The following is a 21888-nucleotide window of genomic DNA, read 5'->3' as shown; positions in this document are numbered from 1 at the left end:
TGTTGAGTGTTCACACACATTGCATTGATAACGAACGTAGAAGAAGTCCTAACATGTAAGCTTCGGACGACTCTTAATTGAGATAATAGGTCTGTAGCTCAGCTGGTTAGAGCGCACCCCTGATAAGGGTGAGGTCGGCAGTTCAAGTCTGCCCAGACCTACCAAATTCTTCGCTATTCAGCGTTGATTGTTACCTCGTTTAGCGAACTAAACGTCGGCACCAATCGCCTTGATTAGCTTGAATTGAAGCTTGACCAACATGTGCCCACTCTTTATTGAGAAATAAAGGGGCTATAGCTCAGCTGGGAGAGCGCCTGCCTTGCACGCAGGAGGTCAGCAGTTCGATCCTGCTTAGCTCCACCACTTCTTCGCATAAGAATGAGAAACCAAACTTAAGGTGTTCAATTGAACAATTTACGTTTGGTTTTTTAAACCACGATTTAAGCGAATGTGCCTTAAATTGAGTTCTTTAACAATTTGGAAAGCTGATATATATCCCGAATATATTTCTTGTTTTACATAAGAAAAATATTCGAATGATTGCTTTAGGTAAGACAAGAGTGTCGCGCTCTTTTCTTTAATGAATAAAGTAATCAAACCTGATAAATGATTTTTCCTTATCATTTATCAATCTAATTCAAGCATACTCCATTACTGTTCTTTTATGAGAATTGTTAATGAGTACGTGAAAATGTCAGTCATACATTAGCATCGAGGTTTGTCTCTTGGTGACTTAAATAAGTAAAACTATTTGGGGTTGTATGGTTAAGTGACTAAGCGTATATGGTGGATGCCTTGGCAGTTAGAGGCGATGAAAGACGTGTTAATCTGCGATAAGCCTAGGTAAGGTGATAAAAACCGTTATAACCTAGGATTTCTGAATGGGGAAACCCAGTGGCATAAGCCACTATCATTAAGTGAATACATAGCTTAATGAGGCGAACCGGGAGAACTGAAACATCTAAGTACCCCGAGGAAAAGAAATCAACCGAGATTTCCTTAGTAGCGGCGAGCGAACGGGAATTAGCCCTTAAGCTTATGGGCGTTAGTGGAACAAGCTGGAAAGCTTGGCGATACAGGGTGATAGCCCCGTACACGAAGACAAACATAAGTGAAATCGAGTAGGTCGGCACACGTGAAATGTTGACTGAACATGGGGGGACCATCCTCCAAGGCTAAATACTCCTAACTGACCGATAGTGAACCAGTACCGTGAGGGAAAGGCGAAAAGAACCCCTGTGAGGGGAGTGAAATAGAACCTGAAACCGTATACGTACAAGCAGTGGAAGCATGGACTTGTTCTGTGTGACTGCGTACCTTTTGTATAATGGGTCAGCGACTTATATTTTGTAGCAAGGTTAACCGATTAGGGGAGCCGTAGCGAAAGCGAGTGTTAACTGCGCGTTTAGTTGCAGGGTATAGACCCGAAACCCGGCGATCTACCCATGGGCAGGTTGAAGGTTGGGTAACACCAACTGGAGGACCGAACACACGTATGTTGAAAAATGCGGTGATGACCTGTGGGTCGGAGTGAAAGGCTAATCAAGCCGGGAGATAGCTGGTTCTCCCCGAAATCTATTTAGGTAGAGCCTCGGACGAATACCATTGGGGGTAGAGCACTGTTAAGGCTAGGGGGTCATCCCGACTTACCAACCCTTTGCAAACTCCGAATACCAATGAGTACTATCCGGGAGACACACTATGGGTGCTAACGTCCGTAGTGAAGAGGGAAACAACCCAGACCGCCAGCTAAGGTCCCAAAGTCATAGTTAAGTGGGAAACGATGTGGAAAGGCATAGACAGCTAGGAGGTTGGCTTAGAAGCAGCCATCCTTTAAAGAAAGCGTAATAGCTCACTAGTCGAGTCGGTCTGCGCGGAAGATGTAACGGGGCTAAACTATGCACCGAAGCTGCGGATTCAAACTTTGTTTGAGTGGTAGGGGAGCGTTCTGTAAGCCGTTGAAGGTGTGTTGAGAAGCATGCTGGAGGTATCAGAAGTGCGAATGCTGACATGAGTAACGATAAAGGGGGTGAAAAACCCCCTCGCCGAAAGACCAAGGTTTCCTGTCCCATGTTAATCAGGGCAGGGTAAGTCGGCCCCTAAGGCGAGACCGAGAGGTGTAGTCGATGGGAAACAGATTAATATTTCTGTACTTCTTTATATTGCGATGGAGGGACGGAGAAGGCTAAGCAAGCATGGCGTTGGTTGTCCATGTGAAAGTATGTAGGCTGAGAACTTAGGCAAATCCGGGTTCTTAAGGCTGAGATACGAGACGAGGCTCTACGGAGTTGAAGTTGTTGATGCCCTGCTTCCAGGAAAAGCTTCTAAGCATAGATATAAAGGAACCGTACCCCAAACCGACACAGGTGGTTAGGTAGAGAATACTAAGGCGCTTGAGAGAACTCGGGTGAAGGAACTAGGCAAAATAGTACCGTAACTTCGGGAGAAGGTACGCCGGCTCTGGTGATGGGACTTGCTCCCTAAGCTGAGGTCGGTCGAAGTAACCAGGTGGCTGGAACTGTTTATTAAAAACACAGCACTGTGCAAAATCGAAAGATGACGTATACGGTGTGACGCCTGCCCGGTGCCGGAAGGTTAATTGATTGGGTTAGCTCTGCGAAGCTCATGATCGAAGCCCCGGTAAACGGCGGCCGTAACTATAACGGTCCTAAGGTAGCGAAATTCCTTGTCGGGTAAGTTCCGACCTGCACGAATGGCGTAATCATGGCCACACTGTCTCCACCCGAGACTCAGTGAAATTGAAATTGCGGTTAAGATGCCGTATACCCGCGGCTAGACGGAAAGACCCCGTGAACCTTTACTATAGCTTGACAGTGAACATTGCTCCTACATGTGTAGGATAGGTGGGAGGCTTTGAAACTTGCACGCCAGTGTGAGTGGAGCCAACCTTGAAATACCACCCTTGTATGCGTGATGTTCTAACCTAGGCCGATTATCTCGGTTGGGGACACTGTCTGGTGGGTAGTTTGACTGGGGCGGTCTCCTCCCAAAGCGTAACGGAGGAGCACGAAGGTTGGCTAAGTACGGTCGGACATCGTACGGTTAGTGCAATGGCATAAGCCAGCTTAACTGCGAGACAGACACGTCGAGCAGGTGCGAAAGCAGGTCATAGTGATCCGGTGGTTCTGTATGGAAGGGCCATCGCTCAACGGATAAAAGGTACTCCGGGGATAACAGGCTGATACCGCCCAAGAGTTCATATCGACGGCGGTGTTTGGCACCTCGATGTCGGCTCATCACATCCTGGGGCTGAAGTCGGTCCCAAGGGTATGGCTGTTCGCCATTTAAAGTGGTACGCGAGCTGGGTTTAGAACGTCGTGAGACAGTTCGGTCCCTATCTGCCGTGGGCGTTTGAGAATTGAAGAGGGCTGCTCCTAGTACGAGAGGACCGGAGTGGACGAACCTCTGGTGTTCCGGTTGTTTCGCCAGAAGCATTGCCGGGTAGCTACGTTCGGAACTGATAACCGCTGAAAGCATCTAAGCGGGAAGCAGGCTTTGAGATGAGTTCTCACTGGGACTTTAAGTCCCCTGAAGGGTCGTTGGAGACTACGACGTTGATAGGTCAGGTGTGTAAGGGTTGTGAGGCCTTGAGCTAACTGATACTAATTGCCCGTGAGGCTTAACCATACAACACCCAAATGGTTTTTCACGTAACTGTTCCAGACAGTTACCTGATTTACTCCATCCATGGAGTTTGTAAGACTGACAAGTCATAAATATGAGTCACGTACTCAGTATGCTGAATAGCGATATATATTGCGTCGATGAACAACATTCATCCATGAACCTCATCGACATTAGTGCTTCCATGCACGTCTTTCCAAATTGTAACTTTTTTCGCCTAGCGACAATAGCGTTGTAGAACCACCTGACCCCATGCCGAACTCAGAAGTGAAATGCAACTGCGCCGATGGTAGTGTGGGAGGTCCCATGTGAGAGTAGGTCATCGCTAGGCACTTAATTAGAAAAGCCCTTGTCTTAAGACAAGGGCTTTTTACTTAAAGCTATTATTGCTTAGTAATTAGTTAAACGATTCAAATACTAATCAATAACAGTTTTTTGCTGGTGACCATAGCTTTGTAGAACCACCTGATCCCTTGCCGAACTCAGAAGTGAAATGCAAATGCGCCGATGGTAGTGTGGGAGTTCCCATGTGAGAGTAGGACATTACCAGCACCCTTTATAAAGCCTAGCTCTAATGCTAGGCTTTTTTCTTTCTAAAACAGCATTCATCTTTAAGAGCAGCCTATGTCGTGGCAACCAAGTATGGATTGGGAAACTGCACAGCAGCGTGCAAAGTTACTCTCTGCAATCAGAACATTCTTCAATAAGCGTAATGTTGTAGAAGTTGAGACACCACAAATGTGTAGTGGCACGATCACTGATGTGCATTTAGATCCCATCCCTACTTCTTATGATTGGCATCAAGATGGTGCTTGCCAACTTTATTTGCAAACTTCTCCTGAATATCCGATGAAACGTTTACTGGCATCAGGATATCAATCTATCTATCAAATCGCTAAAGCCTTTAGAAATGAAGCTGAGGGAAGATTGCATAATCCAGAATTTACGATGTTGGAGTGGTATCGCGTTGGCTTTTCAATGGAGGAGCTTATGAACGAAGTGAGTGAACTGTTAACGGAAGTGTTGTCTGTTAAAGAGACAGAGGTGTGTAGTTATGAACAAGCCTTTTTAACCTATACACCCATTAATCCTTTAGACACGTCACTAGCAGATTGTTTTGGCTTTATTAGTCGTCAAGGTAAGCTAGAGCCTTGGCTTGAACAAACAACTTCAGTTGATACCTTATTACAGTTTATATTTTGTGAGTGGATTGAGCCTAAGATTGGTCAGAAAGTTCCTTGTTTTGTTCATAGCTTTCCAAGTAGTCAAGCATCATTAGCTACGATAAATGAAGCCGATACTAGGGTAGCGAATCGATTTGAATGTTACTTCAAGGGAATAGAGCTTGTTAATGGCTTTCATGAGTTAACTGATCAAGCGCAACAATTACAGCGTTTTGAGGAAGATAACCAACAGAGAGGGCTAATGGGATTAGACGCTAGAACAATCGATCAAAAGTTTCTCTCGGCTTTATTTCATGGATTACCTGCTTGCTCAGGAGTAGCCTTGGGCATTGATCGATTAATGATGTTAGCTCTAGATAAGGAATCAATTAAAGAAGTGATGACGTTCACTACCCACAACGCATAGTAAAAGAGCGTGTAAAGTTACATAATTTAGCAATTATCCTGTGTGATACTATACCTAATGTGATATAGTATCAAAAGGTCAATAATAGAGGTAATCAAGTGTTAGATAGAATTGGTATAGCAGCGACATCTTTGTGTGCATTACATTGCATTCTGCTGCCTATTTTATTACCGGCATTACCACTGTTAGGACTAAGCTTTTTAGCCGATCATACGTGGGAATTTGTGTTCTTAATTGCTACAGCTATGTTAGGCACGTTTGCTTTGTTTTCAGGCTTTAGACGTTATCATCGTAAGCTTTATCCATTTTATCTGTTGTACTTAGGTGTTGCTGTCTATTGGCTTCGACACGACTTTGGTGAAGCGTACGAGCCGTTTTTTGTTATCTTCGGTGCCGTATTAATTGTCGCTGCCCATTTTATTAATATGAAGCTATGCAATAGCTGTAAGCAATGCACAGAGCACGACTGCACCTCTTAAGCGCAGTCGTCAATTACTCTTCTACATATCAAAATCTTTTAATTTTCTCGTTAACGTATTCCGTCCCCAGCCAAGCTTCTTAGCTGCTTCTTGTTTGTGACCGCCAGTAAATGACAGCGCTCGTTGCAGCATAATCTTTTCAAATTCTGGTGTCGCCTCATCAAGAATTGCACTGCGCCCTTTAGCGAGTTGTTCATCCATCCATTGGCTTAATAGTGATTGCCAAGATTCACCTTCGCCAACCTGTGGCAATGGAGTGTCATGCAACTCTTCTGGTAAATCTTCAGGTAATATTTCTTTACCACTAGCCATCACGGTTAAAAAGCGGCATATGTTCTCTAGTTGACGAACGTTACCCGGCCAGTTGCTTAACTTCAGCTGAGTAACAGCATCTTTATGCAAAACCTTGGGTTCGACACTAAGTTCATCTGCTGCCAGCTTTAAGAAGTGATTTGCTAGTTGCTCAATATCTTCTTTGCGCTCTCTTAGTGCGGGTAATTGAATGCGGATTACATTAAGGCGGTGAAATAAGTCTTCTCGAAAATCGCCACTTCTGACTTTTTCTTCTAGGTTTTGGTGGGTGGCTGCGATAATGCGCACGTCTACACGAATAGGGGAATGACCGCCAACGCGATAAAACTGGCCATCTGCAAGCACGCGAAGTAGGCGCGTTTGCACATCCAGCGGCATATCGCCAATTTCATCCAAAAATAGTGTGCCGTTATGGGCTTGTTCGAATCGGCCTTGGCGCACAGAGTTAGCACCAGTAAAGGCACCTTTTTCATGGCCGAATAATTCTGATTCGATCAAATCTCTAGGAATTGCTGCCATGTTAAGTGGAATAAAGGTTTCGCTAGAGCGAGGGCTGTGCATATGCAATGCATGAGCAACGAGCTCTTTACCCGTACCCGACTCACCATTGATTAACACACTGATGCTAGAGCGAGATAATCGGCCGATGGCACGAAAGACTTCTTGCATCGCAGGTGCTTCACCAATAATGCCTACACTTGTTGGCGCTGTTTGACCTTTTTTCGCTTTAGCACTTTGCTCTTTAACATGTGCTAGCGCTCTTCGCGCAAGTGCAACTGCATCGTCAATATCAAAAGGTTTTGGTAAATACTCAAAAGCACCGCCTTGATAGGCATTAACCGCACTATCAAGGTCAGAGTGGGCGGTCATGATAATAACCGGAATATCTGGATGGTGTTGGCTGATCTGGTTAAGTAATGCCATACCGTCCATATTAGGCATGCGAATATCAGAGATTATTACCTCTGGTTGACCATGGTCTAAAGCTGTTAATAAATTTTGTGCGTTCTCAAAAGAGGCGCAGCTTATTTCTGCACTTTTAAATGCCTTTTCCAGTACCCAACGAATTGAGCTGTCGTCGTCTACTATCCATACTTGTTCGGCAATCATACTTAAATCTCTTCACTCTTCCCTTCAGATAAGGGTAATAAAATCATAAACTCAGTGCGGCCAGGGCGACTGATACAGGAGAGTTTCCCTTTGTGTTGGTTGATTAGTGTTTGGGAAATTGAAAGCCCAAGGCCAGTACCGTTTGAGCGTCCTGAAACCATAGGGTAAAAAAGGGTGTCTTGAATATCTTCTGGAATGCCTGGGCCAAAATCAATGATACTAATCAATATTGATAACTTAACGCGCTTGCCGTTGATTGTTTGATTACTGGCAATACGCGTTTTTAGTGTAATGCTGTTTGCCGGCTCGATCGCTTGAATCGCATTGTTTACGATGTTTAATATGGCTTGTAACAGCTTGTCTTCATCAAAAGCAATTTCTGGAATTGAAGGATCGTAATCCCTTATCAAGATAATATCTTTTTCGTTATCAAAGCTAATTAGTTGGCTAACTTTCTCTAAAACGGAATGGATATTTTGTTGAGTCATTTTGGGGAGTTGATTCGGCCCTAACAAGCGATCAACAAGGTTGCGCAAGCGATCAGCCTGCTCGATGATCATCGCCGTATACTCTTGCTGCTCTTGATTTAGTTCTTTCGTTAACAGCTGCGCCGCGCCGCGCAGGCCACCCAGCGGGTTTTTGATTTCATGTGCTAGGCCTCGAATCAAGTCTCGAGCCGACTCCCATTGTTGCTGTTGAAAGGCCTCGGCGCTAATTTGTTTTTGCTGATCAATTTGCTTTAGCTCAATCAAGATATGCGGAGACTGATTAAATTCAGTACTGGACGCGGTTATCTCCGCAGTAAACTTGTAGCTATCACCAAGGTATATCACCACATCACTATCGGTAAACTCCTGTCCACTTTCAATCACTTGCTGCAACCTGGCTGCGTCTATCGTGCTGTTGGGAAATACATCTTCGAAGGCAACGTTGAACAGTTTATTGAAGCTTTTGATCAATAGCGCTTCTGCCGCAGGGTTTAGATATTGGATGGTAAGTTTTTCGTCCAGTACCATTACAGCAGTTACAAGCTGGCTAGCAAGTTGTTGCTGATAAGTTGATTTATGTTTGATTAGATCTGCACGATTTAACAACAGATGACTCCATGTGCACCAAAAATGTGCATGATATCTGAAACTATATGTTTAAACCGTTTTAATTGCACCCAAAAGCGCTAGTTGACAGAGGCGCGGTGCATATAAAAGGTTACTGGCTTTGAAGATGCAATAACCTTGCCTTTCTCATTGATTAAATCAATTTTAATTTGGTGTTCGCCACGGTCGATATTACGTAGCGCAAACATGGAGTGGTTTTGAGGTTCTTGGTAGGGATTTCCATCGAGGTATAACTGAACGCGAAAGCCGCGCTTAAATATTGGTTTAATGCCACCTGCAACATAGACAGAGCCGCTATTGTCACGGATAGTTGCATTGTGCTCGGGCTGGGTAATAACGACTTGATATTTGTCCTCAATGATTTGTGGCTTGATATCAAGAATAGAGGTGTCTATTGAGGGGAGTACGGTGTTTTCTTCTTTAACTTCAACCTCTTCAGCGCCTGGTCTTGGGCTATCAGAAAAAACCAATACGCCATTTTCATCACGCCAAACGTATACCTTAGCTTGATAAGCCTGTGCAGGTATCGCGATAACAGCGATAAATATGAAAATGATAAATTGCTTCATGTGCGTATCAAGTTGCTCCTGCAAAGTGGTTAACCTTTAATCTAAACAAATTATAGGCACTAAGCCACAAAAAAAGCTCGCCGAAGCGAGCTTTTTATCAAAAATGCGATTAATTACAGAGAATTAACGATTAAACGCTGTAGTACATTTGGAACTCAACTGGGTGAGTTGTCATGTTTAGCTTCTCAACTTCTTCACGTTTAAGGCCTATGTATGCGTCAATCATATCTTCGTCCATAACGCCGCCAGCAGTTAAGAACCCTTTGTCTGCTTCTAGTGCATCAAGCGCTGCTTCGAATGAAGGTGCAACTTGTGGAATTGCTGCTGCTTCTTCAGCTGGTAAGTCGTATAAATCTTTGTCCATTGCATCACCAGGGTGGATCTTGTTCTTGATACCGTCAAGACCCGCCATTAACATTGCTGTGAATGCTAAGTATGGGTTAGCTGTTGGATCAGGGAAACGTACTTCGATACGACGTGCTTTCGGTGAAGGCACTACTGGAATACGAATTGATGCAGAGCGGTTACGTGCAGAGTAAGCAAGCATTACTGGCGCTTCGAAACCTGGTACAAGACGCTTGTATGAGTTAGTTGAAGCGTTAGTGAAAGCGTTAATCGCTTTAGCGTGCTTGATGATACCACCAATGTAGTAAAGTGCTGTTTCAGATAACCCGCCGTACTTGTCACCCGCGAAAAGGTTAACACCATCTTTCGCTAGTGATTGGTGACAGTGCATACCTGTACCGTTATCGCCAACTAATGGCTTAGGCATGAAAGTCGCTGTTTTACCGTATGCGTGCGCAACATTGTGAACAACGTACTTGTAGATTTGAACTTCGTCAGCTTTGTTAACCATGGTATTAAAGCGACAAGCAATCTCGTTTTGACCTGCTGTAGCAACTTCGTGGTGATGTGCTTCAACAACTAAGCCCATTTCTTCCATCACTAAACACATTGCAGAACGTAGATCTTGAGAAGAATCAACTGGTGCTACTGGGAAGTAACCGCCTTTAACGCCAGGGCGATGACCTTTGTTGCCGCCTTCGTAGTCTGTATCTGAGTTCCAAACCGCTTCTGGATCATCGATAGAGTATGAAGCGCCTGACATATCAGCTTTGAATTTCACATCTTCAAATACGAAGAACTCTGGCTCAGGACCAAATAAAATAGTGTCAGCGATACCTGTAGAGCGCATGTATTCTTCAGCGCGTTTTGCAACTGAGCGTGGGTCGCGGCTGTAGCCTTGCATAGTTGCAGGTTCTACGATGTCACAACGAATGTTTAACGTAACTTCTTCTGTAAACGGGTCTAATACAGCAGTTGATGCGTCTGGCATCAAGATCATGTCTGATTCGTTAATGCCTTTCCAGCCAGCGATTGAAGAACCATCGAACATTTTACCTTCTTCGAAGAAGTCTTCATCAACTTGGTGGTGAGGAAGTGAAACGTGTTGCTCTTTACCTTTAGAATCAGTGAAACGTAGGTCAACGAACTTAACGTCGTTTTCTTTGATTAAATCTAAAACTGCTTGTGACATTAGCGTCTCCAGTGAAGTTATCTAATTATTAATATATATAAATGCGCAGCATTCAGTGTGGAAGATGCCAAGCGAATTACGTGCCAATGCGATAGCCCAATAAAAACGCTAAGCTCAGTAATTTACATCAACTATATTGCACCAAAATGATCCAGCCAAAAGATCTTTATGGTGCAAAAAAAGTGTAGAGAATAAATTTGCCTTATACCAGTGCAGGATGTCACTTGATTGATTTGTCTCTAAAGGTGATTGAGTTAGGCGGGTTTTATTTTATTTGTCATGGTTAGTCCTGTATAAAACGCGCCCAAATCTCGCATAAAAAATAGCCATAACCATGCTTTTAAATGGTTGGCATCTTAAATCAATCGAAAGCCTGAAAAAGTATAATCGCGCGCCTTGCTTCAAATGAGGTGAAAATAAATGAAAAAAAATCCTGCTGTTGTTTGGCTGGACACGCTGCAATCAAATAAAACGGTTATTTCGTATACAACTATGCTAAATCACCTTTGCCGCCGAATGACAGAAAATTCGACATTGCAGACGTTTGACTGGTCAACATTGGATTACACGCGCGTTTTAGTTTTACGGCGCGAATTGCTTGAAGTCGGCCTAATTCCGCATTCAATCAATACTTATGTTTCAACACTTAAAGGTGTCGCCCGTGAAGCGTGGCGGCTTGGTATTATTTGTGTCGAAACATACATGCACATTAAAGAAGTCAAACCGCTGCGGGGCAGAGCATTGCGCAGAGGTAGAGCGCTTGAACCTAGAGAAATCAGAAAGCTAATCAATTCAAAAATCCGTGGCGGTGACGCGCTAGAGGTGCGTGATACTGCGATAATAGCCACTATTTATGGTGGTGGCCTTAGGCGCTCTGAATTGGTCAAGCTCGACCTTAGCGACTATTACAATGGCGGTATTGCTGTAAAAGGTAAGGGCGGTAATCATGATTTCTTGTATTTGCCTACAATCGCCCAAAAGCATTTAGATAACTGGCTGGCTATTCGCGGCAATCAGTCCGGTGCGCTTTTTCCATCGTTTGACCGTGGTAGTAAGCCTGTGATTGGCTCGCGTATGTCTGACAGGCGGCTGGAAGAAGTATTAAAGCTCAGAGGCGAGCAACTAGGGCTTGATAAGTTTTCGCCGCATGATTTAAGGCGTTCATTTGCGACCAACTTGTTAGATAAGAATGTCGATATTTTTACAGTGCAAAAGCTAATGCGCCATGCTTGTATTGAGACTACACGCATATACGATATGCGCGGCGAACGCTCGAAAAGGGATGCTGTAGAGTTGTTGCCATTCTAGCAATAAAAAAGCCGCATCATGTGCGGCTTCATCTACCCAAAGTAACCCTCTTGATACATTGCTTATCTAACCAAGTAAGTTGCAATTAACGCAGGTAGCACACCACCAGCTGCGGTCGCAAAGAAATCGAGAATGGTATCAATGATGTTTGCTTGCGTGACTTGTTTGTTACGCACAGTGTAATCAATGATTTCCTTTGCAATGGCTGTTAATGCACCGCCAATTAGTGCGCCACTGGCGAACGGCATCCCTGAAAACGTGGCAGCTATACCACCAGTTGCAGTGGCGGCCACTGCGCCATAGATAAAATGGGTTAGCTTGTCATGGCCTGCAATCGCTGGCAGCTTTACGCCACCGATATTCTGATAAGTGATTTGCACTACTTTTCGCCCTTTACTTGTCTTAACGCTTCATTCACAGCTTGTTTGATTTCAACGGCTTTAAGTCTGCCATCATACGCTGTAATTTGCGATTTTATTTCGGTTACAGAGTTATCAACGTTATCGATTTTCGTCGTTAACGCGCTGATAGTTCCTGCACTGCTCAGTGCTACCGATACCAGTATAGCAACAACGGTTTTAGCAAAATCTGTCATCTGAGCACCTTTACCGCTGCCACGGTTGCCAACGTTAAAATACCCAGCATTAACACACGCTGACCGATGGTAATTCGCACTTCTACAGGTGCAATTTCATTAAGCTGTAAATCAATGCTTTGTTCGCTATCAAGTAGCCCCATGTTGCCCCCTAATTGCATCTACCAAGCCGTGAGCACGACAGTAATCAATACCAATACTCACCCCGCGCTCAGTAAGCTTTGCTTTGATTTGCGCACGAAATGCTTCGTCTGTTGAACCACAATACACGCGAGAAATATCGCCGAGCTGATAGCTGGCACAGCCCATTACTGACACGGCCACAACGACCAAGAACAAGTTAACGAGCGTTTGAAAAATTGATTTTAGTCCCACGTAGGACCTCCTATTTTGATGCCCGTTAACATGATTTGGGCTTTGGTTTTATTAACTCCAGCACAGATACAAGCGTCATAGTACATCTGGTGAACTTCATCACTCGGCGCGTTTTTATCAATGCAAAATACATCGTGGATAATGCTCGCATTGCGGTGTTTGCCGACGAACGGCGAGCCGATTAACGGCCAGAGTGGTCTAGGAATGCTAGAGCCGTTTACTTTACGACCTTTTTTAGCCAGCCATGTTTTGCCGTTTTGGTCGGTAAAACTAAAGTCTTGTAATAACTCAACCGTCCGGCCATCTTTAAGCCAGCGTGTTTCTGGGTCTGCTGAGAAGTGCGGTTTAGTCATCGTCAACAATGCCCGTCGTGTGCTTTTTCAAGCGATACATAATGATGCCAACCACGACAGCGCTGACTGCTGCCGTGGCTATCGTTGAGTAGTTCAGCTTAATCATGCGTAACCACCGGTAATACGGTCGATACGAGCTAGCACAAAAGTTTCATTATGTGCCAAGTTTCGACCAGCAAGGGCTTGGTCATAGGTGTATGCACCTTTTGCCCCCTCATAATTTGCCATGTGTACCATTAATAACGGTAAGTCACTTGGCAGTAGCTGATCAACTGGGGATAACCCCATTTTATCCGCGATATAGGCGATGTAATCATCGGTATGGTTTTCAGAGCTTGGCGCCCACTTCGCAATGATTGCAGCGATTGAATTATCGCCACGCTCTAGATAGCGCAATAAGATGATGTAAGCGGCTCTAAAGCCAAATTCAGGGCTTTGAAATTCTTCAAACTCTTTATCGAGATTAACAGAGCGCTCCCCTACCCAGTCGGCTGATTCACGAATATTGAGTGGATTATTATTGCGAACATTTCGGTTCGGTCTGATTTTCATATAAATAACTCCTGTCGCTATCACAGCGATAGTAAAAAGGTAAGAGAGGCGCATTAATACGCCTCGTAGGATTGAATATCAGCCGTTATTGCTTCAAGTGAAATGTCAGAATCTGGATTGATTTTTTTTACTTCAGCAACTAAGCGATTAATCATCGCTTGAGTCATCTCAAGCGAGAAATCAACGTGTGAAAAGTGCGGAAACGCCACAAAATCATTTCTGATTTCTGAGTTTTGTTGTTGCGCCTTTTCAACATCAGCCTGCCACCTCTCCAAGCGCTTAATAAAAAATGGCTTGTGAATTTTGGTGGTTTTCGGTGGCTGCGGCGGTGTAAATTCACTGCCATCGTACACACTGCCTAGCACTGGTAGCTCGTCAACTTTCAAATAAACTGAGTCACCCGCTAGTTCTTCTGAGCTTTCTTGATGCGCAATAACCACATCATCTTTTAATAAAACGTAGTTAAACATATTACTTGTACTCAATAACTTCGAATGTTGCATAGTGCGTGTAAAGTGAGGTTGTTCTCGCTGTTAATCGCACTGTTTTGTAGTCTTGCAACTTGCTTGATAACAAGTGCTGCTTGCCGCTTGAACTAATCGTGTGACTAATCATATTGAGGTGCGTTTTGTTTCTATCGACAACCGCCGTAATAGGCACATCAACAATACCGCTAGCGTCTTGTACGATTTCTACAGTGTACCGTCGAATAATGCGAATCGGGCTGTACAATCCAAGCACATTTGTTACATGACTTTTAACGCCATCTCTTGCACCCGTTACAACACTATTTTGATTTACACGGCTGTTCTCTAGTTGCGTTGATAACTCGTCTTTCTTTGAAATAACTAAGTTATAGATATCATTGTTGTTAGAGCCATCATTGATACGCGTTATCGCTTCGTCTCTGTGCGCAATTAAACGTGCTTCAAGCAGATTGTATAAACTCCCTGCTGTCGTTCGCGTTAGCTCTGCAATAACTGCATCACGTACCGCTTTGTTTGTCAGGCCGTTCTTAATGTTGTCACGCGCTGCATTGACCGCATTAACAATCGTTGCTCGCTCAGTATTAACTTCACTAAGAACTTCTGAAATCGTGTTGCCACCTTTGATAGCAATCTCTGCTGACCTTACACGAGTGTCGACGTGTTGGTAGAGCAGGTTGTATAAGCTCCCTGTTGTCTGCCTAACTAGCTCAGCTTTGATTGCATCTCGCGCAGCTACAACAACACTATTTTGATTGGAGCGGCTATTTTCTATCTGCGTTGATAGCGCAGATTTAGCCTGGTCAACTTTCGCTGTTGTGTGACTGTTCACACTTAGCGTATTTGCGTTTAAATCATCACCAGTGGAGGCATTAGCCAATATTGTCTGAGTTGCATCATTTTCCGTTTGTACGAGTGATTTTGTCTCGTTATTACCGGTTGTGATATGCGATTTAGTTTCGGTAGTTTTTGCAGTCACTAAGCTTTGCGTTTCAGCTGCTTTGCTATCGACTTTCGTTTCAAGCGCTGCCTGCTGGTCAGCCAACAGCTTTTTCATGTTAACCATCGGTGCCATTAGCGCCATTGCTCACCCCCTGTCACTGTTGCATCTTCGGTTGACTCGTTATAAAGCCAAACTTCGGTTTCAGTTTCGAACTCATAACCTGCCAAGCTATCAATATCACCCAGCAGAATGATGCCTTTGCCCGCTACGGCAGTCGTGTTACTCACACCAATGCGTAAACGAGAAATATCGGCATTGCTTTCGGTAATCGTTTGAATGATGACAGCGCGATTAGTACTACCCACGCGAGCATTAGCAAACTTTCTTGCCTGTCCTGCGGGAATGGTTAAATCCGGTAAAGGCAGATAACCAGAAGCTGGCAACATCGCCATTTTACCGTTCTCTACAGTCGCATTGGCATCTACTTTAATGGCATTGCGCATACCTGCAATCCATGGCTCGTTGCCGACCGATACCACACCTTTACCAGATGCGCTGACTTCGATATTTGCTGATTCATAATCAATATCAATGTCAACGGCACCACGGTTTTCAAACGTGAGATTGTTAATGTTAGGCAGCTTAAGCACGCGGCCAACTTCACCTGTTAGCTCTGTGCCTAAACCATCCCCTTTAATGATGAACTTGCCTGACGCCTCAACAATCGACAGGTATAAACCTGCTGATTTGACATCGCGTTGCTCACCCGCTGCCAGTGTAAAACTCGGCATTTAATTTCTCCCCATAACAAAGGCAATAGCAACAATGCCAACACCAAAGGCTGCGGCCATATAAAGCGTCATGCGCTGTGAAGACTCTGCAACAATATCTTGACCTGCCAAGTTTGTGCTACGTGCAAGCTCAGCAATCACACGGGTATTCTCGGCTGATTGCTCACCAAGTCCCGCGACTAAACCGTTATTGCTTGCTTGATTTCGCTGTGCTGTCTGCGTTAGCTGCTTTGTGACACTATCAAATAGCTCTTGCTGACCTAACAGCGTTAACTGCGAGTTGTTTGATAACTGCGTTGTAACACCTGCCAATAGCTCCTGTTGCCCTTCGAGATTTAACCGTGTTGTATCGGTTAACTGTTCAGTCACATTAGCAATTAAATTTTGCTGCCCCGCGAGCGTTAAGCGCGTGGTATCGCTTAGCTGGTCAGTAATATCAGTGACAAAACCTCGTTGGCTTTCAAAATTCAGCCGTGTTGTTTCGTTTAGCTGTTCAGCTACTGTTGTCACGCTCGATTGCAAGCTATCGACAAGGTTTTCAGTTGTGTCACCAAATTGCGAGATTGCATCACCGCTAAAGTCTGTGACCTCGCCTATACTTGTCGCACTGAGTGCAAAAGCATCACGGGCGTTTTGGCGCAACTCTTCAATTGCAGTAACAGAGACATCGGCAGTTGTGTTTGCCAGTTGCCTCTGTAACTCAGCATTAGCACGTTGGCTAGCACCTGCATTATCAAGCGCAGCAATGGCGATGGCCTGCGCTGCATCAATCGCGCCTGAATCGCTTAATACAATGTCACCGTGAGCAAAGTTACCATCACTCACTTCAATTGAATTGTCAGTGTTGTATGCATCGCTAATATCGGTTTCAACCGAGTTATCAAAGTTCTGCTCAGTGCGATTGCTGGTGCTTGTATTAAAAGCTTCTCGTAGCTCTAAATGCTGTGAATTATCGGTATTAAACGAATCATCTATGTCTTGCTCTGTCGAGTAGTCGTAGTTTTCTTCGTTGTTTAGTTCAAAGTCTTGATTAAACGAGTCGCTAACGCTGCGATCTGATTCATCTACCGAGACATTACTCGCCCCTGCAAAATCACCGTCATTAACGTAGTTATTGGTAGTTTGATGATTCGTGGTACTTTGACTACTGCGAGAGCGTCCACCCATGATTACAACTCCAATCCGTAAACGTATTCATTGCTGAATAAACGTGGTCGCATTTCAATTAACTGGTAGTTCAACCCATGCAGGCCCTTGCGCAAACGCTCAGGGTGTCGGGTATGAAAGCGCAAACGTCGAAAGCCATTCGCTCTAGCCAAGTTAATAATATCAATGCGGTTGTTAAACAAATCGCGACCAGCAACAGCAACGATGACCAGCGTTTCACCCTCTGGCCGAACAACGACAGACATTGCCCGGTTAAAGGTGGTAAAAAGCTGGCTTTCGCCTCGTTGGATTTCGCGGGTGATAGCTAAGTGCGCTGCGCCCGTTGCTGGGCGCAAGGCGCGTAGCTGCGCTCTGGTTGGTTGATTAACGCGTTGCAAAGTAAAGCCCCGCTAATGCCACAACACCAATAATCACGTATGTGGGATTAATGCCGTTGTTGTAGGTAATACCACCGAAGCCCGTGCGGTTGTTAAATGTCGTGTCCCCATTGGCGGCACTTGCGTGACCGCCATTAATGGGCATTTGACCCGTATTAGTTAAGGAATCCATCAAGCAGCCCCCAACGATATAGGAAATACGCGACTGCAAGTAGGAGCGCAATTTTGATTAACGAGTTAAAGCCATCAGCTGACCAGAACCCCAAACCAAAACCACCACCAGCAAGCAGTGGGTATAAAAAAATAGCTGGCATAAATCCCCCTATCGCGCTCGACTGACAACCAGTGCCGTGAGAATTAGCAGTGAAACACCACCCGCGAGCACAACCGTGTTATCAACGCCTTGAATCCATTGGCGCATTGGCGCTTGTGCATTCGCTTGATTTGTTGGTAAACGTGTACTGCCATCGGTATTCTGGCCTTTAACTGGCTCATTGGCCGCGAGTGTTTGTCTATCAACACCCGCTTCCTGAGCCGTTCTAATTGCCTGTCGTGCTGCTTGGTTAGCAGCATCAACGGCTACGTCAAAGGTTTCACCTACATATTCACTTGCACCAGACCATACATTAGAGCCGAATTCGCTGACCGAATCCCACGCATTATCGAAAAAATCGCCCATGGTCTAGCCCCTTATTACTGTACTGTCTGCGCTGGAGCTTGCTGACGTGGAAAAATCAACTGCTCATAGCCTTCGATACGAGTTTTAATCGTGCCAGCGTCATCAGTGCGAAGTAAAAACTTCAAGCCATCAGTAGCAATACCTTTTGAGCCAAAGCCTAATGCAGTAAAGTCAATAACGCATGTACCCACTTGAGGCTTGATTTTGCTGCGCGATTTCAAGTGGTGGTCTAGCTCTTTGCGTGAAAACTCAGTGATTGTTTTCTCACCGCGTTTCACTTCGATGTAACCAATATTTACATTGCTTTCATCGAATGCGACCATTTGCACTTTTTTCGACGCTTTACCGTTGGGAAACATCCACTCGAATTTTTCGTCAGCAGCACCGCAATAAGGCGTCACCTCGGTTTTAATTGGCTTGGCAATGCGCTTAAGGTTGTAAGTGTTATCAGATGCTAGCGCCGTGACACGCATTTTCAAATTAGCGGGATCGTTTGCGTGCTTTGCACCTACCTTAATTTTGAGTGTGACCGTATCAACCGTTTCAGTGACCACCATTGTTTGGTAGATACCCGCAGGTAAGCGGTAGTGGAATTTCGACAAGTCGAATTCAAAGATACCAGCGGTTTCTTCTTTGTCTAACAACTTGGTGTAAGTGTTTAAGAAGTCACCTGTTTGATAGCAGAATTCATCGCCGTTGATATCCAGTGATACGCGCTCAATAGCACTGCGTTCAACCAAGTTTGTATCAATTGTGAAGCCATGAAGAATAACACCAGCTGGTACGTCAACTGTCCATTCGTCGCTGTAGTCTTTACCTTGGGCGGAGTTCAATTTAATGTGGCTAACCATCATGTTGTTAATGGCCATTGCAACTAAGTTTTGATTCATCTCAATCACTCCTAGCCGATTACATCTTTAACTGGGTCGGCATTGTTTGATGCCCATACAACAGCAGCCGATACGACTAGCGCGATACCTGCTGTAATTAAATAACCTTTTTGTTTTGCACTCATTTGTGTGTGTCCTGTGTTGTTACACGATTAATTTGCCTTTACAGAACACCAGCGGTTCGCTTTTTAAAGCCAGCGGCTTTCGCTTCGCCTAAGCGACTTTTCGCTTCGGGAAAATTTTCAACCGGACATAAAAAACCCCGTAAAAACGGGGTCTTTTCGCTAGGTTTCGCTATCAGTTTTTTAGTTGGGTTATTCGGCTGCTAAAAGCTCGTCAAGCGTCCAATTATCGACTTTAAAAGGTGGTTTTAGGCTAACTCGCTTGGCTGATAGATTGCCAAAGCCGGGCTTTCTAATGACGTAGTGCAGGTAACGCTTAGTGTATTTTGCATTGAGTTTGGACACTTGCACCAAGCAATCAACGGGCGCACCAGTTGATTTACTCATGGCTTCAATATCGGGCATGGTATCGAGTGCGCCAATGATTTTGCGCTTTGACATGTTCCAGATACTTTTAGGCACTTCTTGCGAGCGCTGAAACACCGTAACCAAGATAACACCATAAGCACGGCCACCCGTTGCCAACTCGCCAATGATTGAATTGTCTTTACCGACTGATTTAACCAGCTTGGCTAATTCTTCAATCACCACATACAACTCACGTTTACCGTCTGCTGCATCCCACATCAGTTGACCGAACCATTCCAGTTCTTTGCGTCTAAACTCGGCCATCTGGTCTTGGCTTAATGGCCTTTTCGATTTAGGCACTGGCGTATAGGCCACCACAAAGCACTTGCCACTTCGCCAAGCACTCAAGAGCGCTTTAGCAAAGCTTGCGCGGTCGTTATAGGTAAATACCTTGCGACCACCTAAACCATTAAATTTATTGTTTTTGGCTTTGCGGCCATCAAAGCGATAGTTACCGTAAATATCGAATATCGCGACATGATCACCAATAAAGCTATTTGCCAAATCGTCTAAGCCATTAACCAACTTAACGGCGGCAGTTTTACCCCCGCCAGTATCGGCAGCTATACAAACGTGTCTGGCCTCTAGTGATTCATCTATATTAACCGCCACTATGCCGCCTCCTGAGCACCTTGATTAATCGGTGGCTCGTTAGCGGCCTTTTCCTTGGCAAGTGCACGTTTATGTGCCTGAGCCTCTCGATAACAGCCAAACAACACACCCGCGAGTGCTGCCCCTAGCTCGAATTCTTCTTTGTACTTCATCAGCCATTCTGGGGCTTGGTCGGCTTTCATGTGCTTTTTAATCACCGGAACCGCTTTTGAGCCAATAACATCTAGTTGTTGGTCATTCATCGATACAGGTGCGCCAAATAGCATTGGTAGCGTTTGGTTAACAACACCTAGCGCACTACCCGCCATGAACATAGCCGATTCATCATCAAGCTCTTGTGGTGGCTCTGGCAAATTCGCTTGTGATTCGCTTTCACCTGATTGCGCTGTAGAGCTAGTAAATTCGAGGTCTTGCATGTATTTATCCAAATGGCTGTAATCATGCGCTAAGCTTTCTTCTATGGCGCCACTATCAAGCGAAAATTCGCTTGTTTCGGTAGCGACTTCGCTCGTCACTTCGCTAACCGTTTCGCTTGTTTGCTCGGTCATGGCTTCGATTTGTTGTTTAGTAATCTCTGACATTAGGCTAATTTCCTGTGGCGGCTTTGGCTGCGGCTTTAAGGGTGGCAAGGGTGAATCCGACAAATCCGAGAACGCCAAGTGTTTTTTTAATACCGAATCCACTTGATTGCGGCTCGTTGCTATCTGGTTGTATCGGTTCGTCACGGCTTGGCTCCTCTACTTCAATGGTTTGGGTGACTTCAGGTGTCCATTCGTGCTTAGCGGGTTCGCTTAGATTCGCTTCAATGTCGCTAGTAGCTTCGCTTAGGCTTTCGGTGATTTCGCTAACCGTTTCGCTTTTTCCGCTCACTAGCTCGGCTAATTTTGCTTGCAACAATGGTCCACTGCGCTGCTCAAGCCCATGTTTTTTACAATGGATATAGTAGTTCTTACTGTTCACGCGCTTTTTAACATAAGCTGTACCACCACAACAGTCACATGTCAGTGTTGCAAGAATGGGGTTATTGCTGCTTTTACTCATTGGCAACCTCCGGCAATACTCGCTGTAACTTCACTGTGACTTCGGCAATATTGGTTAGTTGTACTTGCTGAGCATTAACCAGTCGAATTAAGCCGCCAATCACCTTATCAGTGGCATCAATGGCTTGTTCGGCCAGTTCCAGTTTTTTACCGGGATTAAAACCGGATGTATTAGAGGCTTTTTCTCGAAAATCTTGGGCTGTGTGATAGTCGCTAATGATTTGATTAATGGGTGACACGGCACACCTCACAATCACATTCGCCCTGAGTTTCATCACGTAAATCACGTAATTCAACGGCGACAGGCTGCTGTGAAACGGGCTTGGCTTTGATGCCATCACCAAAGCCGTCGATATAGCCCTCTAAGCGGGCTATTCGCTCGTCGTTTCGGGTGAACATGTCGCACAAGAGAAAACCCAATAGGCCAGCAGCTATTAGGGATTGATAGTTATTTCTAAACATTAAGTACCTCACGGTAAGTTAAAATTACGGGCGTTTCACAACGTGCCGTGTATAGGAAATTCGCTGAATAATCGCCGCTTTTACGTGTTCGCCACGGTCAGCCAACTCAGTAACTTTGGATTGTCTCAGCTTTGCGTAAGTCTCTAGCACTAGCGAGCCTTTTTACGAGCAGCAGTTGCGCGTTGCTTTCGCTGATTTTGCTTAAATTTCGCTTTGGTAGGTGGTTTCGGCCAGCGTCGGTTACTTGCGTTAGCTTTAGTTTTTGCCCTTTGCTTTACAACAAGAGGCTCGGCATGAGCCATGCCGATAGATAAGGCGATTTTGTGCCATAAGTTACGTAGTTTCATGTTCGATGTCCTCGCGACATTAGTT

Annotated in this window: 28 protein-coding genes, 2 tRNA genes and 3 rRNA genes; 8 read left to right on the top strand and 25 right to left on the bottom strand. The window is 44.9% G+C overall.

The window, feature by feature from the left end; translation table 11 throughout:
• Positions 1-87: 87 nt before the first annotated feature.
• The 7 genes from DXX94_RS10430 to DXX94_RS10400 all read left to right on the top strand — a co-directional run bounded on the left by DXX94_RS10430 (position 88) and on the right by DXX94_RS10400 (position 5714).
• Positions 88-164: transfer RNA gene (locus DXX94_RS10430), tRNA-Ile, on the top strand.
• A 123-nt stretch (positions 165-287) separates the two neighbouring features.
• Positions 288-363, top strand: a tRNA-Ala gene (locus tag DXX94_RS10425).
• 400 nt (positions 364-763) lie between these two features.
• Positions 764-3648, top strand: a 23S ribosomal RNA gene (locus DXX94_RS10420).
• A 213-nt stretch (positions 3649-3861) separates the two neighbouring features.
• Positions 3862-3976: ribosomal RNA gene (rrf, locus tag DXX94_RS10415) — 5S ribosomal RNA — on the top strand.
• Positions 3977-4082: 106 nt separating this feature from the next.
• Positions 4083-4197 (top strand): 5S ribosomal RNA (gene rrf, locus DXX94_RS10410).
• 72 nt (positions 4198-4269) lie between these two features.
• Complete coding sequence (gene epmA, locus DXX94_RS10405; RefSeq protein WP_116015679.1) at positions 4270-5235, top strand: elongation factor P--(R)-beta-lysine ligase; 966 nt, start codon at positions 4270-4272, stop codon at positions 5233-5235.
• 98 nt (positions 5236-5333) lie between these two features.
• Positions 5334-5714: a MerC domain-containing protein gene (locus tag DXX94_RS10400; protein WP_116015677.1), complete on the top strand. Its 381-nt coding sequence runs from the start codon at positions 5334-5336 to the stop codon at positions 5712-5714.
• A gap of 21 nt (positions 5715-5735) precedes the next feature.
• Here DXX94_RS10400 and glnG read toward each other — a convergent pair whose 3' ends face one another.
• From glnG to glnA, 4 genes are all read right to left on the bottom strand, one after another.
• The gene (gene glnG, locus DXX94_RS10395; RefSeq protein WP_116015675.1) at positions 5736-7136 is read right to left on the bottom strand and encodes a nitrogen regulation protein NR(I); all 1401 of its coding nucleotides are present in this window, start codon (positions 7134-7136) and stop codon (positions 5736-5738) included.
• A gap of 2 nt (positions 7137-7138) precedes the next feature.
• On the bottom strand, positions 7139-8230 hold the full coding sequence (gene glnL / locus DXX94_RS10390) for a nitrogen regulation protein NR(II) (protein WP_116015673.1): 1092 nt from the start codon (positions 8228-8230) through the stop codon (positions 7139-7141).
• 80 nt (positions 8231-8310) lie between these two features.
• Positions 8311-8820 (bottom strand): DUF4124 domain-containing protein, encoded by a 510-nt coding sequence (locus DXX94_RS10385; RefSeq protein ID WP_116018447.1) that lies wholly within the window; start codon positions 8818-8820, stop codon positions 8311-8313.
• Between the two features lie 130 nt (positions 8821-8950).
• Positions 8951-10357 (bottom strand): glutamate--ammonia ligase, encoded by a 1407-nt coding sequence (gene glnA, locus DXX94_RS10380; protein WP_116015671.1) that lies wholly within the window; start codon positions 10355-10357, stop codon positions 8951-8953.
• Positions 10358-10777: 420 nt separating this feature from the next.
• On the opposite strand from glnA, the gene DXX94_RS10375 reads away from it, so the two are divergent.
• The gene (locus DXX94_RS10375; RefSeq protein ID WP_116015669.1) at positions 10778-11665 is read left to right on the top strand and encodes a tyrosine-type recombinase/integrase; all 888 of its coding nucleotides are present in this window, start codon (positions 10778-10780) and stop codon (positions 11663-11665) included.
• A 62-nt stretch (positions 11666-11727) separates the two neighbouring features.
• On the opposite strand, the gene DXX94_RS10370 is transcribed toward DXX94_RS10375, so the two are convergent.
• The 21 genes from DXX94_RS10370 to DXX94_RS10285 all read right to left on the bottom strand — a co-directional run bounded on the left by DXX94_RS10370 (position 11728) and on the right by DXX94_RS10285 (position 21863).
• The gene (locus tag DXX94_RS10370; protein WP_116015667.1) at positions 11728-12045 is read right to left on the bottom strand and encodes a hypothetical protein; all 318 of its coding nucleotides are present in this window, start codon (positions 12043-12045) and stop codon (positions 11728-11730) included.
• Positions 12045-12260 (bottom strand): hypothetical protein, encoded by a 216-nt coding sequence (locus DXX94_RS10365; protein ID WP_116015665.1) that lies wholly within the window; start codon positions 12258-12260, stop codon positions 12045-12047. Before DXX94_RS10365 ends, DXX94_RS10370 begins: the two co-directional genes overlap by 1 nt.
• Positions 12257-12403, bottom strand: a complete 147-nt coding sequence (locus DXX94_RS19310; RefSeq protein ID WP_181901534.1) for a hypothetical protein — start codon at positions 12401-12403, stop codon at positions 12257-12259. Before DXX94_RS19310 ends, DXX94_RS10365 begins: the two co-directional genes overlap by 4 nt.
• A complete protein-coding gene (locus DXX94_RS10360) occupies positions 12390-12635 on the bottom strand; it encodes a hypothetical protein (protein WP_116015663.1) in 246 nt (81 codons plus the stop codon). Before DXX94_RS10360 ends, DXX94_RS19310 begins: the two co-directional genes overlap by 14 nt.
• On the bottom strand, positions 12626-12988 hold the full coding sequence (locus DXX94_RS10355; RefSeq protein ID WP_116015661.1) for a DUF1353 domain-containing protein: 363 nt from the start codon (positions 12986-12988) through the stop codon (positions 12626-12628). The genes DXX94_RS10360 and DXX94_RS10355 overlap by 10 nt, the downstream gene beginning before the upstream one ends.
• A gap of 102 nt (positions 12989-13090) precedes the next feature.
• Entirely contained in the window at positions 13091-13540 is a 450-nt protein-coding gene (locus DXX94_RS10350; RefSeq protein ID WP_181901533.1) for a hypothetical protein, read from the bottom strand.
• 53 nt (positions 13541-13593) lie between these two features.
• On the bottom strand, positions 13594-14010 hold the full coding sequence (locus DXX94_RS10345) for a hypothetical protein (protein WP_116015659.1): 417 nt from the start codon (positions 14008-14010) through the stop codon (positions 13594-13596).
• Between the two features lies 1 nt (position 14011).
• Positions 14012-15109, bottom strand: a complete 1098-nt coding sequence (locus DXX94_RS10340; RefSeq protein ID WP_116015657.1) for a hypothetical protein — start codon at positions 15107-15109, stop codon at positions 14012-14014.
• A complete protein-coding gene (locus DXX94_RS10335) occupies positions 15100-15759 on the bottom strand; it encodes a hypothetical protein (RefSeq protein ID WP_116015655.1) in 660 nt (219 codons plus the stop codon). The genes DXX94_RS10340 and DXX94_RS10335 overlap by 10 nt, the downstream gene beginning before the upstream one ends.
• Complete coding sequence (locus DXX94_RS10330; RefSeq protein ID WP_116015653.1) at positions 15760-16926, bottom strand: hypothetical protein; 1167 nt, start codon at positions 16924-16926, stop codon at positions 15760-15762. It lies immediately after the preceding gene.
• A gap of 2 nt (positions 16927-16928) precedes the next feature.
• Positions 16929-17303, bottom strand: a complete 375-nt coding sequence (locus tag DXX94_RS10325) for a hypothetical protein (protein ID WP_116015651.1) — start codon at positions 17301-17303, stop codon at positions 16929-16931.
• Positions 17290-17475: a hypothetical protein gene (locus DXX94_RS10320; RefSeq protein WP_116015649.1), complete on the bottom strand. Its 186-nt coding sequence runs from the start codon at positions 17473-17475 to the stop codon at positions 17290-17292. Before DXX94_RS10320 ends, DXX94_RS10325 begins: the two co-directional genes overlap by 14 nt.
• A complete protein-coding gene (locus tag DXX94_RS19305; protein ID WP_181901532.1) occupies positions 17459-17617 on the bottom strand; it encodes a hypothetical protein in 159 nt (52 codons plus the stop codon). The genes DXX94_RS10320 and DXX94_RS19305 overlap by 17 nt, the downstream gene beginning before the upstream one ends.
• An 8-nt stretch (positions 17618-17625) precedes the next feature.
• Positions 17626-17982 carry a hypothetical protein gene (locus DXX94_RS10315; protein WP_116015647.1) on the bottom strand — a complete coding sequence of 119 codons (357 nt, stop codon included), beginning with the start codon at positions 17980-17982 and terminating at the stop codon, positions 17626-17628.
• 14 nt (positions 17983-17996) lie between these two features.
• Positions 17997-18872, bottom strand: a complete 876-nt coding sequence (locus tag DXX94_RS10310; RefSeq protein WP_116015645.1) for a major capsid protein P2 — start codon at positions 18870-18872, stop codon at positions 17997-17999.
• Positions 18873-19186: 314 nt separating this feature from the next.
• Positions 19187-20014, bottom strand: a complete 828-nt coding sequence (locus tag DXX94_RS10305; protein WP_116015643.1) for a hypothetical protein — start codon at positions 20012-20014, stop codon at positions 19187-19189.
• Positions 20014-20595 (bottom strand): hypothetical protein, encoded by a 582-nt coding sequence (locus tag DXX94_RS10300; protein WP_116015641.1) that lies wholly within the window; start codon positions 20593-20595, stop codon positions 20014-20016. Before DXX94_RS10300 ends, DXX94_RS10305 begins: the two co-directional genes overlap by 1 nt.
• Positions 20596-20599: 4 nt before the next feature.
• Complete coding sequence (locus DXX94_RS10295; protein ID WP_116015639.1) at positions 20600-21055, bottom strand: hypothetical protein; 456 nt, start codon at positions 21053-21055, stop codon at positions 20600-20602.
• Positions 21048-21293, bottom strand: coding sequence for a hypothetical protein (locus tag DXX94_RS10290; RefSeq protein ID WP_116015637.1), 246 nt, complete (start codon positions 21291-21293; stop codon positions 21048-21050). Before DXX94_RS10290 ends, DXX94_RS10295 begins: the two co-directional genes overlap by 8 nt.
• Positions 21280-21516: a hypothetical protein gene (locus tag DXX94_RS19200; RefSeq protein ID WP_147302267.1), complete on the bottom strand. Its 237-nt coding sequence runs from the start codon at positions 21514-21516 to the stop codon at positions 21280-21282. Before DXX94_RS19200 ends, DXX94_RS10290 begins: the two co-directional genes overlap by 14 nt.
• A gap of 149 nt (positions 21517-21665) precedes the next feature.
• Positions 21666-21863 carry a hypothetical protein gene (locus DXX94_RS10285; protein WP_116015635.1) on the bottom strand — a complete coding sequence of 66 codons (198 nt, stop codon included), beginning with the start codon at positions 21861-21863 and terminating at the stop codon, positions 21666-21668.
• Positions 21864-21888: the final 25 nt, after the last annotated feature.

It is taken from the genome of Thalassotalea euphylliae (assembly GCF_003390375.1).
Lineage (GTDB): Bacteria > Pseudomonadota > Gammaproteobacteria > Enterobacterales > Alteromonadaceae > Thalassotalea_F > Thalassotalea_F euphylliae_A.
Note: the sequence above shows the minus strand (reverse complement) of the source record. Positions and strands in the feature narration are given on the sequence as shown.

Coding starts and splice junctions, on each gene's coding strand:
- DXX94_RS10365 (WP_116015665.1), bottom strand. CDS start 12,260: ATGACAGATTTTGCTAAAACCGTTGTTGCTATACTGGTATCGGTAGCA.
- DXX94_RS10315 (WP_116015647.1), bottom strand. CDS start 17,982: ATGGGCGATTTTTTCGATAATGCGTGGGATTCGGTCAGCGAATTCGGC.
- DXX94_RS10300 (WP_116015641.1), bottom strand. CDS start 20,595: ATGTCAGAGATTACTAAACAACAAATCGAAGCCATGACCGAGCAAACA.
- DXX94_RS19310 (WP_181901534.1), bottom strand. CDS start 12,403: ATGGGGCTACTTGATAGCGAACAAAGCATTGATTTACAGCTTAATGAA.
- DXX94_RS10350 (WP_181901533.1), bottom strand. CDS start 13,540: ATGAAAATCAGACCGAACCGAAATGTTCGCAATAATAATCCACTCAAT.
- DXX94_RS10295 (WP_116015639.1), bottom strand. CDS start 21,055: ATGAGTAAAAGCAGCAATAACCCCATTCTTGCAACACTGACATGTGAC.
- DXX94_RS10375 (WP_116015669.1), top strand. CDS start 10,778: ATGAAAAAAAATCCTGCTGTTGTTTGGCTGGACACGCTGCAATCAAAT.
- glnG (WP_116015675.1), bottom strand. CDS start 7,136: ATGATTGCCGAACAAGTATGGATAGTAGACGACGACAGCTCAATTCGT.
- DXX94_RS10355 (WP_116015661.1), bottom strand. CDS start 12,988: ATGACTAAACCGCACTTCTCAGCAGACCCAGAAACACGCTGGCTTAAA.
- DXX94_RS10320 (WP_116015649.1), bottom strand. CDS start 17,475: ATGGATTCCTTAACTAATACGGGTCAAATGCCCATTAATGGCGGTCAC.
- glnA (WP_116015671.1), bottom strand. CDS start 10,357: ATGTCACAAGCAGTTTTAGATTTAATCAAAGAAAACGACGTTAAGTTC.
- DXX94_RS10345 (WP_116015659.1), bottom strand. CDS start 14,010: ATGTTTAACTACGTTTTATTAAAAGATGATGTGGTTATTGCGCATCAA.
- DXX94_RS10330 (WP_116015653.1), bottom strand. CDS start 16,926: ATGGGTGGACGCTCTCGCAGTAGTCAAAGTACCACGAATCATCAAACT.
- DXX94_RS19305 (WP_181901532.1), bottom strand. CDS start 17,617: ATGCCAGCTATTTTTTTATACCCACTGCTTGCTGGTGGTGGTTTTGGT.
- DXX94_RS19200 (WP_147302267.1), bottom strand. CDS start 21,516: ATGTTTAGAAATAACTATCAATCCCTAATAGCTGCTGGCCTATTGGGT.
- epmA (WP_116015679.1), top strand. CDS start 4,270: ATGTCGTGGCAACCAAGTATGGATTGGGAAACTGCACAGCAGCGTGCA.
- DXX94_RS10385 (WP_116018447.1), bottom strand. CDS start 8,820: ATGAAGCAATTTATCATTTTCATATTTATCGCTGTTATCGCGATACCT.
- DXX94_RS10285 (WP_116015635.1), bottom strand. CDS start 21,863: ATGAAACTACGTAACTTATGGCACAAAATCGCCTTATCTATCGGCATG.
- DXX94_RS10340 (WP_116015657.1), bottom strand. CDS start 15,109: ATGGCGCTAATGGCACCGATGGTTAACATGAAAAAGCTGTTGGCTGAC.
- DXX94_RS10310 (WP_116015645.1), bottom strand. CDS start 18,872: ATGAATCAAAACTTAGTTGCAATGGCCATTAACAACATGATGGTTAGC.
- DXX94_RS10335 (WP_116015655.1), bottom strand. CDS start 15,759: ATGCCGAGTTTTACACTGGCAGCGGGTGAGCAACGCGATGTCAAATCA.